The sequence below is a fragment of the Mesorhizobium sp. M1322 genome (genome assembly GCF_040318085.1).
Classification (GTDB): domain Bacteria; phylum Pseudomonadota; class Alphaproteobacteria; order Rhizobiales; family Rhizobiaceae; genus Mesorhizobium.
Genome location: NZ_JAMYLP010000123.1, coordinates 1 through 12,980 on the forward strand (window position 1 = coordinate 1; position 12,980 = coordinate 12,980).

At 62.3% G+C, this 12,980-nt stretch carries 11 protein-coding genes and 1 tRNA gene; 10 read left to right on the top strand and 2 right to left on the bottom strand.

All coding sequences use genetic code 11. The features are described from left to right. A partial coding sequence (locus NKH12_RS27725) for a lytic transglycosylase domain-containing protein (RefSeq protein ID WP_352956064.1) occupies window positions 1–1,403 on the top strand: 1,403 nt, incomplete at its 5' end. A gap of 307 nt (window positions 1,404–1,710) precedes the next feature. Continuing rightward, window positions 1,711–2,604: an alpha/beta fold hydrolase gene (locus NKH12_RS27730; RefSeq protein ID WP_352956065.1), complete on the top strand. Its 894-nt coding sequence runs from the start codon at window positions 1,711–1,713 to the stop codon at window positions 2,602–2,604. A 101-nt stretch (window positions 2,605–2,705) separates the two neighbouring features. On the opposite strand, the gene NKH12_RS27735 is transcribed toward NKH12_RS27730, so the two are convergent. Further along, window positions 2,706–2,796, bottom strand: a tRNA-Ser gene (locus NKH12_RS27735). Window positions 2,797–3,250: 454 nt separating this feature from the next. On the opposite strand from NKH12_RS27735, the gene NKH12_RS27740 reads away from it, so the two are divergent. After that, a complete protein-coding gene (locus tag NKH12_RS27740) occupies window positions 3,251–4,384 on the top strand; it encodes a porin (protein ID WP_352956066.1) in 1,134 nt (377 codons plus the stop codon). A 570-nt stretch (window positions 4,385–4,954) separates the two neighbouring features. Here NKH12_RS27740 and NKH12_RS27745 read toward each other — a convergent pair. Then, window positions 4,955–6,634 carry a tetratricopeptide repeat-containing sulfotransferase family protein gene (locus NKH12_RS27745; RefSeq protein ID WP_352956067.1) on the bottom strand — a complete coding sequence of 560 codons (1,680 nt, stop codon included), beginning with the start codon at window positions 6,632–6,634 and terminating at the stop codon, window positions 4,955–4,957. Window positions 6,635–6,754: 120 nt separating this feature from the next. On the opposite strand from NKH12_RS27745, the gene NKH12_RS27750 reads away from it, so the two are divergent. The 7 genes from NKH12_RS27750 to NKH12_RS27780 all read left to right on the top strand — a co-directional run bounded on the left by NKH12_RS27750 (window position 6,755) and on the right by NKH12_RS27780 (window position 12,876). Next, window positions 6,755–7,861, top strand: coding sequence for a pyridoxal phosphate-dependent aminotransferase (locus tag NKH12_RS27750; protein WP_352956068.1), 1,107 nt, complete (start codon window positions 6,755–6,757; stop codon window positions 7,859–7,861). A gap of 134 nt (window positions 7,862–7,995) precedes the next feature. Further along, window positions 7,996–8,652 carry a TetR/AcrR family transcriptional regulator gene (locus tag NKH12_RS27755; protein WP_352956072.1) on the top strand — a complete coding sequence of 219 codons (657 nt, stop codon included), beginning with the start codon at window positions 7,996–7,998 and terminating at the stop codon, window positions 8,650–8,652. A 63-nt stretch (window positions 8,653–8,715) separates the two neighbouring features. Then, window positions 8,716–9,879: an isovaleryl-CoA dehydrogenase gene (locus NKH12_RS27760; protein WP_352956069.1), complete on the top strand. Its 1,164-nt coding sequence runs from the start codon at window positions 8,716–8,718 to the stop codon at window positions 9,877–9,879. Window positions 9,880–10,118: 239 nt separating this feature from the next. Continuing rightward, a complete protein-coding gene (locus NKH12_RS27765; RefSeq protein ID WP_352956073.1) occupies window positions 10,119–10,352 on the top strand; it encodes an AbrB/MazE/SpoVT family DNA-binding domain-containing protein in 234 nt (77 codons plus the stop codon). Then, window positions 10,349–10,732, top strand: a complete 384-nt coding sequence (locus NKH12_RS27770) for a PIN domain-containing protein (protein ID WP_192356790.1) — start codon at window positions 10,349–10,351, stop codon at window positions 10,730–10,732. The genes NKH12_RS27765 and NKH12_RS27770 overlap by 4 nt, the downstream gene beginning before the upstream one ends. Window positions 10,733–10,736: 4 nt before the next feature. Next, window positions 10,737–12,344: a carboxyl transferase domain-containing protein gene (locus tag NKH12_RS27775; RefSeq protein ID WP_352956070.1), complete on the top strand. Its 1,608-nt coding sequence runs from the start codon at window positions 10,737–10,739 to the stop codon at window positions 12,342–12,344. A gap of 1 nt (window position 12,345) precedes the next feature. After that, entirely contained in the window at window positions 12,346–12,876 is a 531-nt protein-coding gene (locus NKH12_RS27780; RefSeq protein WP_352956071.1) for an O-acetyl-ADP-ribose deacetylase, read from the top strand. The last annotated feature ends 104 nt before the right edge of the window (window positions 12,877–12,980 follow it).

A 12,980-nucleotide genomic window follows, 5' to 3' on the forward strand; every position in this document is an offset into this window, starting at 1 on the left:
CGCCGGTGCTCGCCCGCCGGGCCAACGCCGCGCGGGCGGGGCCCCGCCCCCGCGGGCCCCCCCCCGGGGGCCGGGGCGGGGCAGCGGCGGACAGGGGCGACAAGAAAGCGGCCAAACTGCTGAAGGCGGTGCCCGCCGCGCAGCGTTCGGCCGGCTATCTCTTCGCGCAAGCCCAATTTCTGCGCAAGCAGCAGAAGTTTTCCGACGCCGCCGCAGTGATGATGAAGGCGCCGAGCGATCGCAACGCGCTGATCGACCCGAATGCCTGGTGGGCCGAGCGCCGGGTGCTGTCGCGCGAACTGGTCGACCGGGGCGATATGAAGACCGCCTACAGGGTAGTCGCAGCACACGCCGCCGAAAGTGCTGCCAACGCGGCGGATGCGGAGTTTCATGCCGGCTGGTACGCGCTGCGCGGCCTCAACGATCCCCACACCGCCGCCAGGCATTTCGCGCGGATCGCCGGTCTCACCCAGGGGCCGATATCGCTGTCGCGCGCCTATTACTGGCTCGGCCGTGCGGCCGAAGCCGGCGGCCCTGGTAGCGCGAAAGATTATTTTACCCGTGCCGCCGCCTATGGCACGACGTTCTACGGCCAGCTCGCCGGCGAGCGCGTCGGCCGGCAGGTCCTCAACATCGCCTATCCGCAACCGAGCGCCACCGATCATAGGAATTTCGCCAATCGCGAGGCTGTCAGCGCCATCAAGCGGCTGCAGGAGGCGGGCTATCAGCGCTACGCCGACACACTTTACCGCGACCTCGCTGGACAGCTGACCAGTGCCGGAGAGCTGGCGCTGCTGGCCGCGATGGCGGAAACGCAGGGCAATCACTTCCTGGCGCTGAAAGTCGGCAAGATCGCCGGCGCGCGCGGCATCGATGTCGGGGCGCTGTCGCATCCGCTCGGCGTCATTCCCGAGACCGCCAACATTTCCGGCTCGGGCAAGGCGCTGGCCTATGCGATCGCCCGCCAGGAAAGTGAGTTCAACATCGGTGCCGTCTCCAGCGCCGGCGCACGCGGGCTGCTGCAGCTGATGCCGGGGACTGCCAGGCAATTGGCTGAGAAGGCCGGGATGACCTTCTCGCAGGCGCGGCTGACTACCGACGCCGGCTACAATGCGACCTTGGGCGCCGCCTTCCTCGGCGAGCAGCTCGGCCGCTTCGACGGCTCCTACGTACTGACCTTCGCCGGCTACAATGCCGGCCCCAACCGCGCGGCCCAGTGGGTGGCTAGATATGGCGACCCGCGCGGCAAGGACATCGACGCTGTCGTCGACTGGATCGAACGGATTCCCTACACGCAAACAAGAAGTTACGTCCAGCGCGTGATGGAGAATTACGAAGTCTACAAGATGCGCATTTCCGGCAAGTACGACATTGTGGGGGATTTGGTGAACGGGCGGAGTTAAACGAGCGATCGTCGCAAGCGAGAGAGGAAGCGTTCGAAGCAAGACCTGGGTCCTCGTCTGGAAAAACCAGAGGCCGGTGATCCTTCACACCCCCCCTCTGTCCTGCCGGACATCTCCCCCGCAAGGGGGGAGATCGGCGGTTTCAACGCCTCGCCTTCTCTTAAACGCTGGAGATTGGCGAAAGCCGACGTGACATCCAATCTCCCCCCTTGCGGGGGAGATGTCCGGCAGGACAGAGGGGGGGGTGCTGTCCCGCAGACACATCTCGCCTGTAGCAATCAGCACAATCCAGAGGAATCGAGTCCAAATGTCGAGCGGTTTTTCCGATTTTTTCTACGCATCGCCGGACGGGCTTGAACTCCACGCCCGCATCTACGGCGAAGCGAACTCCGGACACTGGCCGCTGGTGTGCCTGCCCGGCCTGACCCGCAATAGCCGCGATTTTCATGAGTTGGCGCTGCACTTGTCGCGATGGACGGAAAGTCCCCGAAAAATTGTCGCCTTCGACTATCGCGGGCGCGGGCAATCCGCCTATGACCCCGATGTCAGCCACTACAATGTCGGCGTCGAAGCCGGCGACATCCTCGCTGGGCTGGCGGCGCTAGGCATCGAGGAGGCGGGTTTCATCGGCACGTCGCGCGGCGGGTTGATCATCCATGTGCTCGGGGCGATGCGGCCGGCAGTCCTGAGGGCTATCGTGCTCAACGATATCGGCCCGGTGATCGAGGCCGGCGGTCTCGCCCATGTCCGCTCCTATCTCGAGCGCACGCCGATGCCGAAGACCCATGCCGAGGCAGTCGGCGCCCAACGCGGCGCGCATGGCAGCGACTTTCCTGCCCTGACCGAGGCGGATTGGGAGCGGATGGTATCGGCCCTTTACCGAGAGACGGATGAGGGGCTGGTGCCGGATTTCGACCCGAAGCTGGTCGACACGCTGGCGGCACTCGACCTGACCCAGAAGCTGCCTGATCTGTGGCCGCAGTTCGAAGCACTGGCGGCGATATCCCTGCTCGCCATACGCGGTGCCAATTCGAAGCTGCTGTCCGCCGAGACGCTCGAACAGATGCGAAAGCGTCACTCTTGTGTCGAGACGATCACCGTCGAGGGCCAGGGTCATGCGCCTTTCCTCGAGACCGGCGGCCTGCCCGGCGCCATCGCCGCCTTTCTGGATAGGACCGAGCAACGCTTCGGCTCAAAGTAATGCTCGATAACTGAGGAATTTATTTGAGGCAGTGCCGCAGCGCATCCTGCTTTCGCGGAAAGGGGGGACGCGTCCTGCGAAGCGCGCTGCGCGAAGCAGGATGGCGGAGAGGATGGGATTCGAACCCACGAGAAGCTTTTGACCTCTACTCCCTTAGCAGGGGAGCGCCTTCGACCACTCGGCCACCTCTCCGTTGCGCCGGTGGATAAAGAAAAGCGCCGGCACAATCAACAAGCCTGACCCATTATCGTTGAAAAAACCGGCCTCTGCCGAAACGGCGCTTTTGCCATGCGGCGATTCTGCGGCAATCCCTTGGCTGACGACTCACAACATCGTCGCAATTCCGGGAGGGGCAATTGCCGGAATCGGCCGGATTGTAAGGGCTCCCAAGAGGCTCAATGGTTAACGGGAGCTTTCCGAGTGAGGCCAAATCGTGTCATTTGTGCAACAACGTTTGGGGATAGCACCCGCACAGACCTTCTGCCGATACGATGGTGGTTGAACGCCGCCGCCTCATGGGTAATGTCGAATTCGAAGGAGCGGCGCGGTGCGCATCTTTTTCGGTAGTGGGGATGGGGCAGGGAACGCTGTCCTTCAGCAAAGAATACCCAGACCCGTTTTTTAACTTTTGACTGGAGGTCAGAAAATGAACATCAAGAGCCTTCTTCTTGGCTCCGCTGCGGCTCTGGTCGCAGTTTCCGGTGCGCGCGCCGCCGACGCCGTCGTCGTTGCCGAGCCGGAACCCGCTGAATACGTCCGCATCTGCGACGTCTACGGCGCTGGCTACTTCTACATCCCCGGCACTGAGACCTGCCTGCGCATCGGCGGCTATGTCCGCTACGACATCGGCGTCGGCGACGTCGGCACATTCACGGGTGCGGGGACCGTCGACGTCGAGGACGGCGACGAGCAGGATACCTACTGGAAGCGTGCTCGCTTCGCGCTGAAGACCTGGACCGGCCAGGAAACCGAGCTCGGCACGTTGAAGACGTACACCGAGACCCGCTTCAACTTCCGCAACACCCAAGGCGACACAGCTCCGCTCCTCAACGAAGCCTACGACAGAGGCGTCTCGCTGAACTTCGCCTGGATCCAGCTCGGTGGGCTTCGCGTCGGTAAGGACGAATCGGCCTTCGATACGTTCATCGGCTACGCCGGCAACGTCATGAACGATACGCTGGTTCCCTACGGCGGCTTCGACACCAACGTCGTCCAGTACTATTTCGACGCCGGCAACGGCTTCTCCGCCGTGGTTTCGCTCGAACAAGGTTATGGCGACTTCACGATCGACAGCTACATCCCGCATGTCGTCGGCGGTGTGAAGTGGACGCAGGGCTGGGGCGCGATCACCGGCGTCATTGCCTACGACGCCAACTATGAAGAAGTGGCCGGCAAGGTTCGCCTTGACGTCACGCCGATGGAAAACCTGTCGCTGTTCATCATGGCCGGCTACGGCACCGACGACAACTACTTGGACGGCGGCTTCGCAATCCCCGCCGCCGGCCGCGGCATGTACAAGCTGTGGAGCGGCAATTGGGCAGTCTGGGGCGGTGGCACCTATACCATCAACGAGAAGACCTCGTTCAACACCCAGATCTCCTATGACGAGGGCAAGAACCTCGGCGTCGTGGCGAACATCGCTTACGATATCGTCCCCGGCCTGACGATCACGGCCGAAGCCGCCTACTTCCATGTTGGTGAGGACACCGTCAGCAACTGGACCGGTGCCGAGGAGGAGGATAACTTCGGCGGCATCCTCCGCTTCCAGCGCTCGTTCTAATCAGCAGCGTTTGACTGAAATAGAACCCGGCGGGCAACCGCCGGGTTTTTTCGTATCGGCGTGGCTGTCAAGGGTGGAATGTATGGCGCGGCCGATGCCCGGCCATGGTCGTTCTTTGCTGGATCTGCGGTCATCTGCCAATCTCAAACGCCGGCGGTTGGCGATCATGCCTTCGTCATCCTAGGGCGGAGCGACGCGAAGCGGAGCGCAGACCTTGGGATCCATTCCGTGACATCCGCCGAAGAATGCAGCGGCTCAGAACGGCGCTTGCATCCGCAACGGCGCGAGCTACCCTTCAACCGCGACCGGTTACGTCTATATGACCGCGAGCCAGAGCGCAGCACGATCCACACCGGCCGGGTGGTGGCGTTCGGTTCTGGTCCGGAGGAGCACTGCCGACCGTAACGGCATGGATCCCAGGGTCTCCGCGACGTCGCTTCGCTCCTGCTCCGCCCTGGGATGACGAAGGAGGGATGGCTGACCGGTGCCGGCGCACGCTAAAAATCGGCCCGCGAATCTATGCGCTTGCGACCCCCCGCGGCCCACACAATGCGGACCGCCGACCTCAAGTCAAATCTCTGCAAGATCGCCCAGCGACTGTATCAGCGGCTGAATTTCGTTTTCATAATTTTTCCAGCGCTTGACGGACGATTTGTAAATCGGTTGACGAACCTGCCAGCGACTGGGTGTGTTGACCGAACCATCTCTATCGAAAAAGCGCAGGCAGGCGTCGTCCCAAGGCAGCCCGAGATAATCTATCAGGCGGCGTGACTGCGCTTCCTGGTCCTCGACCAGCGTTTCGTAGCGATTTTCGAAGATAAGGCCCGGAAAAATCTCGTTCCAATGCTGCATCAGGCGGTCATACTCGCGATAGTACAGGCCTAGTGTTTTCAGGTCGGTGTTGTAGCTGTGCCCCTCGCTAAAGTTGAGGACAAAGCAGGAGACGCAATTGTCGATGGCGTCACGACGGCAATGAATGATGCGTGCGTTGGGGAAGAGAAGCCCGATAAGGCCGATCAGTTCAAAATTGTGCGGCATCTTATCCACGACGCGAAGCGCGGCAGGCGCCCGCTCCCGCAAATAGGACAGATGCTCTTCGGCTAGCGTTCTGGACAGGTCTTCCGTGATCGACGTGACTGGCTGGTGCAAATCTCCAGCCGATGATGTCTTCAGGCCGATCGCATTCGCGACCCGCCTTAGTTTGCTAAGCTCCCCTGCACCATGAACATCGGGATGACTAGCGCAGATCTGCTCCGTGAGCGTCGTTCCCGAGCGGGGCATGCCGACCACGAACACCGGCACTTCAGAAGGATTTCCATAGCCGGCCCTTGCAGCCAAAAAGTCCGGCGTGAAGGTTTCAATCATCGTATCGATCCACCGACGATACAAGTCGATATCGAACTTGTAGCCGGAGGCCTGTTTCGCCCTGTTGAAATGGTCGAAAGCCTCATCATAGCGCTTGAGGTCGTTTAGCACCTTGCCGGCGGCGAGATGGAGTTGCTGCGCGGCTTCCGAACCAAGTTTCGGATTACCGAGTTCACGAAGGATGGATTGGAGCTCCTCGGGCTCCTCGGTGAACTTTCGTGTCTGTACGAGGTCGTTGTAGGCAGCCGGCACCCCAATACGGCGATCGATCGCTTCTTTCAGATAGACGGCGGCTTCATCCATACGCCCCAGGCCGCTGAGCGCGCTGGCCAGCCCGGCTCGCACCTTGGGATGATCGCGGTTGATTTTCAGCGCCTTCTCGTAAAGCGGCAAAGCCATGTCGGGTTTGTCGAACGCCGTGTAAGTGCGCCCCAATGCGCAAAGTGCTTCGATAAGGCCGGGCTGCAGTTCCAGGGCATACTGCATATGCTTGATTGCTGGCGCATACTCGCTGACCTTCACATAGGCCTCGCCCAGGCTGAGATGATAGTACGGGTTTTTAGGTTCCTCGCCGACCGCCCGTGCGAAATATCGCAAGGCCCTTTCATCGTCGTAACCCAGGTATACGGTCCCCAGGATGTACAAGGCGAGCGGATGGTTCGGCGTGCGCGCCAGAACCCGAAGGCATAGATCCTGAGCCTCGTCGAGCCGCTTGGCCTGCTGAAAGGCATATGCCTGTTTCAGCAGCGCGTCGTCGGCCTGCGCACGCGATTGGGCGTTTCCTTTCTGCGGGCTCGCTAAAGGCTTCGCTATCGGCACCTTCGCTTTCGGCGCGGGTCCGGGCTTGATGTGCTTTGACCAAGCAGGTGGGAGTCGATTGTTCATGATATCTCGCTAGCAAAAAGAGCGGGGGGAATCCAGCATGCTGGTTGCAGCCAAGGCGGGAGCTTGCGCGGCCAACTGCGCCGCGCTAGCAAGAAATCCCTTTTCGAACGAGCCTTTGCCATGCGCCAGCGCCCTCCCCTCACGCCGATCATCAGTGCGCTTCCTTCGACGGTGCCGTTTGTCGGCCCGGAGGCGCAGGAGCGGGATCGCGGTCGCGCGTTTCGCGCCCGCATCGGCGCCAATGAGAGCAGTTTTGGCCCCTCGCCGCGCGTCATAGCCCGTATGGCCGGCATCGCCCGCGACATGTGGATGTATTGTGATCCCGACAATCACGATTTGAAGCTGGCTGTCGCCGCGCATCTTGGCGTTGGTGCCGAAAACGTGGTGGTCGGCGAAGGCATAGACGGGTTGCTCAGCCTGGTGGCGCGCATGTATGTGGCGCCTGATAACGCGGTGGTCACCTCGCTCGGCGCCTATCCGACCTTCAATTTCCATATTGCCGGCGTCGGCGGCCGGCTGGTCGCGGTCCCCTACGACCGGGAAAACCTGGACGGCCTGCTGGCTGCGGTCGCCAGGGACAAAGCGCCGCTGGTCTACCTGTCCAACCCGGACAATCCGATGGGAAGCTGGTGGGAAGCGGCGGAGCTCATCCGCTTCATCGAAGCCCTGCCGGAGACCACCATGCTGGTGCTCGACGAGGCCTATGGCGAACTGGGCCCGGCGTCGGCGCTGCCGCCGATCGATATCTCCAGGCCGAACGTCATTCGCATGCGCACCTTCTCGAAGGCCTACGGGCTGGCCGGCATACGCTGCGGCTACGCGGTGGCCGATGCCCAGGTGATCCGCGATTTTGAGAAGATCCGCAACCATTACGGCGTCAGCCGCATGGCGCAGATCGCCGGCGTCGAGGCGCTTGCCGATCAGGACTATCTCCAAAGCGTGGTGACGCGGGTTGCTTCCGGCCGCCAGCGCATCGCTGAAATAGCTGAGGCAAACGGGCTGAAGCCGCTGCCGTCGGCAACCAATTTCGTCACCATAGATTGCGGCCGCGACGGCGCCTTCGCGCTGAAGGTGCTGCAGGCGCTGCTGTCGCGCGACGTGTTCATCCGCAAGCCGATGGTGCCGGTGCTCGACCGCTGCATCCGGGTCAGCGTCGGCCTCGACCACGAGCTCGACATTTTTGCCGAGGAGTTGCCCGGCGCGCTGGCGGCAGCACGGGGGGACTGAAGGCGCTCATCCTTCTCCCCTTGGGGGAGAAGGAAGAGCCGCGCGGCTTGCGCCGTCTCGCCTGCTGGACGTTCGATCCACATCTCTTGAATTAATTGAACGTTCGTTTTATTACTGCCTTCGACGAGGTTTCCCTGGCGCGCACGACCGGTTCCGACGGCGAAAAGACCGAAGCAGCGGTCCGCGAGGCGGCGGTCAGCCTGATTGCGCGTCTCGGCTATGAGGCGATGTCGATGCGCCAGCTGGCCGCCGAGGTCGGCGTGCAGGCGGCGGCGCTCTACCGTTATTTTCCGACCAAGCAAGACCTTTTGTTCACGCTGATGCGCGAGCACATGAAAGGGTTGATCGAGGCGTGGGCCGCGGCGCGCCCGGCGGCGGCCGATCCGGCGACCCGGCTCGCCGCCTATGTCGAAAACCACATCGCCTTCCACATCGAACGCCGCCATTCCACCCATGTCTCGAACATGGAATTGCGCAGCCTGTCGCATGACCGCCTGACGCAGATCCTGCGTATGCGCACTGCCTATGAGAAGGAGCTGCGCGTCATCTTGCGCGACGGCGCAGAAGCCGGCGTCTTCGACGTCGAAGACACAGGGCTGACAGCCATGGCGCTGATCCAGATGATGACCGGCGTCATCGTCTGGTTCCGGCCGGGCGAGCGGCTATCGATCTCGGAGGTAACCGCCACATATCTTTCAATGACGATGCGCCTGGTTGGAGCAAAGGCCGATGGCGCGCAACGGCCTGCAGCGCAGCCGCTTCCGTCGAGCAAAGGACGCTGTAGCACTTGATTTTGCGCATGATCCTTCCCGAAATTGAATTCGATTTCGGGGCCGTGCGCCGGGAGGAACGGCATGTACACGCACACACTCAACTTCGGGCTTGACGAAGACATCGAGGCGCTGCGCGACCTGGTGCGGCGCTTCGCCCAGGACAAGATCGCCCCGATCGCCGCCGAGATCGACCGCTCGAACGAATTTCCGGCGCATCTGTGGGCCGAACTCGGTGGGCTCGGCCTGCTCGGCATCACCGCCGATCCGGAATTCGGCGGCACCGGCATGGGCTACCTCGCCCATGTCGTGGCGATGGAGGAGATTTCGCGCGCCTCGGCCTCGGTCGGCCTTTCTTACGGCGCCCATTCCAACCTTTGCGTCAACCAGATCAATCGCTGGGCAACGCCGGCGCAGAAGGAAAAATATCTGCCTGCGCTGTGCAGCGGCGAAAAGGTCGGCGCGCTGGCAATGTCCGAATCCGGCGCCGGCTCCGACGTCGTGTCGCTCAAACTGCGTGCCGAAAAGCGCAACGACTGCTACGTGCTCAACGGCACCAAGATGTGGATCACCAACGGCCCCGACGCCGAGACCCTGGTCGTCTACGCCAAGACCGGTCCGGCGCTCCATTCGCGCGGCATCACCGCCTTCATCGTCGAAAAGGATTTTGCCGGATTTTCCGTCGCGCAAAAGCTCGACAAGCTCGGCATGCGCGGCTCGAACACCGGCGAACTTGTGTTCGAGAATGTCGAAGTGCCCTTCGACAACCTGCTTCACGAGGAAGGGCGCGGCGTCGAGGTGCTGATGTCGGGCCTCGATTACGAGCGCACGGTGCTCGCCGGCGGCCCGCTCGGGATTATGGCGGCCTGCCTCGATGTGGCGATCCCCTATGTGCACGAGCGCAAGCAGTTCGGCCAGCCGATCGGCGAGTTCCAGCTGGTGCAGGGCAAGCTGGCCGACATGTACACGACGATGAATGCCGCGCGCGCCTATGTCTATGCCGTCGCCACCGCCTGCGACCGCAGTCAGACGAGCCGCAAGGACGCCGCCGCTTGCGTTCTGTTCGCCGCCGAGAAGGCGACACAGATGGCGCTCCACGCCATCCAGCTGCTGGGCGGCAATGGCTACATCAACGACTATCCGACCGGCCGGCTTTTGCGCGACGCCAAGCTCTATGAGATCGGCGCCGGCACCAGCGAAATCCGCCGCTGGCTGATCGGGCGCGAAATCATGGCAGAAGGAGGTTAGTGCTATCTCGATAAATTGCCAGGAAACTCGGATTGTGCCATAATTCACTGCTATGTCATATTCCTGAAACGAGGCAGATCATGACCAACAGAACGGGAAAGGCTGGGTTTGACGAAAATCCGCAGACGCAATTCGCTGCCAGCGCTCGGAAAACTCCACTTCGGACTCCAGCGAAACGCGAGCGCGTCAGACTTGGCGAGGGCGGACGCTTCGTTATCCCGGCTGCCATGCGCGAGGAAATGGGCGTGAAACCGGGCGAGGATTTGATCCTTTATATCGAGAACGGCGAGCTGAGGGTAAGGTCGTGGCTTCGGAATCTGAGGCGCGTCCAGGCGGAATTGTCGGCGTTGAAACAGCCGGGCGAAAGTGTCGTCGACGAATTTCTGAAGGAGCGGCGGGAAGAGCAGCGCCGAAGCGATAGACGTTTGGACCGGCTTCATGCCGAAGGAATGGCGAGGGAGGGAGCCAAGTGAAACCCTACGTCATGGACAGCTCGGCGGCGCTGGCGATCCTACTCAACGAGAAAGGCACCGATATCGCCTTGGGTTTCGCGCCGGATGCGCAATGCAGTTCCGTCAATGCGGCCGAAATCATCGCAAAGCTGATCGACAGGGGACGCAGCATGGAAGAGGCCGCGGACGACCTCGCCAGCCTCGGTATGCCAGTCGCTGTTTTCGACGAGATGATGGGCATCGCCGCTGGTCAGCTTCGCGAGCTGACGCGGCATCGCGGCTTGTCGCTGGGCGATCGGGCCTGCCTCGCATTGGCAATTCGCGAGAACGCCATTGCCGTCACCGCCGACCGTGACTGGGGCGACCTGGATATCGGCTGCAAGATCGAACTGATCCGGTAACACTATGACCACCCTCATCTCCCAGATCTCGCCAGCATCCGACACCTTCCGCACCAATGCCGAGCGCATGCGGGCGCTGGTCGCCGACATTGCGGAAAAGGCCGCAACCGTCGAGCGTGGCGGCTCGGAGGAAGCGCGTGAGCGCCACCAGAGCCGCGGCAAGCTTTTGCCGCGCGAGCGCCTCGCCCAGCTGCTCGACACCGGCTCGCCCTTCCTCGAAATCGGCCAGTTCGCGGCGTGGTCGATGTATGGCGAAGACATCTCATCGGCCGGCATCATCGCCGGTATCGGCCGCGTCGAAGGCACCGAAGTCATGGTCGTCGTCAACGACGCCACGGTAAAGGGCGGCACCTATTATCCGCTGACGGTGAAGAAGCATCTGCGCGCCCAGGAGATCGCGCTGCAGAACAAACTGCCCTGCGTCTATCTGGTCGACAGCGGCGGCGCCAACCTGCCCAACCAGGACGAGGTGTTTCCCGACCGCGAGCATTTCGGCCGCATCTTCTACAACCAGGCCAACATGTCGGCTTCAGGCATTCCGCAGATCGCCTGCGTCATGGGCTCGTGCACGGCGGGCGGCGCCTATGTGCCGGCGATGTCGGACGAAACGATCATGGTGCGCAATCAGGCGACCATCTTCCTCGGCGGCCCGCCGCTGGTAAAGGCGGCCACCGGTGAGGATGTCAGCGCCGAGGAGCTTGGCGGCGCCGATGTCCACACAAGGCTTTCCGGCGTTGCCGACCATTATGCGCTGGACGACGAGCATGCGCTGGCGATCGCCCGCCGCATCGTCAAGAACCTGAATCGAAAGAAGGAGATGGGGCTGGCACTTCGCGATCCGATTCCGCCGCTTCATGCAGCCGATGAGCTCTACGGCATCGTCCCAACGGATCTGCGCCAGCCCTATGATGTGCGTGAAGTGATCGCGCGCATCGTCGACGGCTCCGAGTTCGACGAGTTCAAGCAGAATTACGGCACCACGCTGGTCACCGGCTTTGCCCATCTCAACGGCTTGCCGGTCGGCATTATGGCCAACAACGGCGTGCTGTTCTCCGAAAGCGCGCTCAAGGGTGCGCATTTCATCGAGCTGTGCTGCCAGCGCAAGATTCCGCTGATCTTCCTGCAAAACATCACCGGCTTCATGGTGGGGCGAAAATACGAGGCTGGCGGCATCGCCAAGGACGGCGCCAAGCTGGTGATGGCCGTCGCCACGGCGCGCGTGCCGAAGGTGACCATGATCATCGGCGGCTCGTTCGGCGCCGGCAATTACGGCATGTGCGGACGCGCCTATTCGCCACGCTTCCTGTGGATGTGGCCGAATGCCCGCATTTCGGTGATGGGCGGCGAGCAGGCGGCCACCGTGCTGGCCGTCGTCAAGCGCGAGGGCATCGAGCGCAAGGGCGGGCAATGGAGCGCGGAGGAGGAGGCAAAATTCAAGAAGCCGATCCTGATGAAATACGAGCATGAAGGCCACCCGCTCTATTCCTCCGCCCGGCTCTGGGACGACGGCATCATCGACCCGGCCAAGACGCGCGAGGTGCTGGCGCTCAGCCTATCCGCCGCGCTGAACGCCGAGATCGAGGAGACACGGTTCGGCGTGTTCAGGATGTGAGATGAGCGAGATCAATCAGAGGATTCGCGTTCATATCGGCGACATCACGAAGCTAGCGGTCGATGCCATCGTCAACGCCGCCAACTCGTCGCTGCTCGGCGGTGGCGGCGTCGACGGCGCCATTCACACAGCGGCCGGCCCGGAGCTTGAGTTCGAATGCCGGATGCTGAATGGCTGCAAGGTCGGTGACGCAAAACTCACCAAGGGTTACAGGCTGCAGGCGCGATACATCATCCACACGGTCGGTCCGGTCTGGCAAGGCGGCGGCAAAGGCGAAGCCGAACTGCTCGCCTCCTGCTATCGCCGGTCGCTCGAACTCGCCGCCGCCAAGGGTTGTCGGACGGTAGCGTTTCCAGCGATCTCGACTGGTGTCTACCGCTATCCAAAGGATCAGGCCAGGCAGATCGCCGTTGGCACCGTGAGCGCCTTCATCGGCCAGAACGCGGTTCCGGAAACCGTCATCTTCTGCTGCTTCGACCAGCAAACGGCGGAACTATACCAACAGGCCGTTGCTGCGCCTGGCGACGCGTGACCGGTATAGCTAAGTGTCTGAATCAAAACGACTGGTGCAATTTCAAGGTCTTGCGAGGCGACGCGTGAGCAGGCGGATGTGGGCGATGAAGACCCAGGCTTCGG

Bases quoted from the DNA above. Each gene is read 5' to 3' on its own strand.
- NKH12_RS27730 (WP_352956065.1), top strand. From the start codon at position 1,711: ATGTCGAGCGGTTTTTCCGATTTTTTCTACGCATCGCCGGACGGGCTT.
- NKH12_RS27740 (WP_352956066.1), top strand. From the start codon at position 3,251: ATGAACATCAAGAGCCTTCTTCTTGGCTCCGCTGCGGCTCTGGTCGCA.
- NKH12_RS27745 (WP_352956067.1), bottom strand. From the start codon at position 6,634: ATGAACAATCGACTCCCACCTGCTTGGTCAAAGCACATCAAGCCCGGA.
- NKH12_RS27750 (WP_352956068.1), top strand. From the start codon at position 6,755: ATGCGCCAGCGCCCTCCCCTCACGCCGATCATCAGTGCGCTTCCTTCG.
- NKH12_RS27760 (WP_352956069.1), top strand. From the start codon at position 8,716: ATGTACACGCACACACTCAACTTCGGGCTTGACGAAGACATCGAGGCG.
- NKH12_RS27765 (WP_352956073.1), top strand. From the start codon at position 10,119: ATGGGCGTGAAACCGGGCGAGGATTTGATCCTTTATATCGAGAACGGC.
- NKH12_RS27775 (WP_352956070.1), top strand. From the start codon at position 10,737: ATGACCACCCTCATCTCCCAGATCTCGCCAGCATCCGACACCTTCCGC.
- NKH12_RS27780 (WP_352956071.1), top strand. From the start codon at position 12,346: ATGAGCGAGATCAATCAGAGGATTCGCGTTCATATCGGCGACATCACG.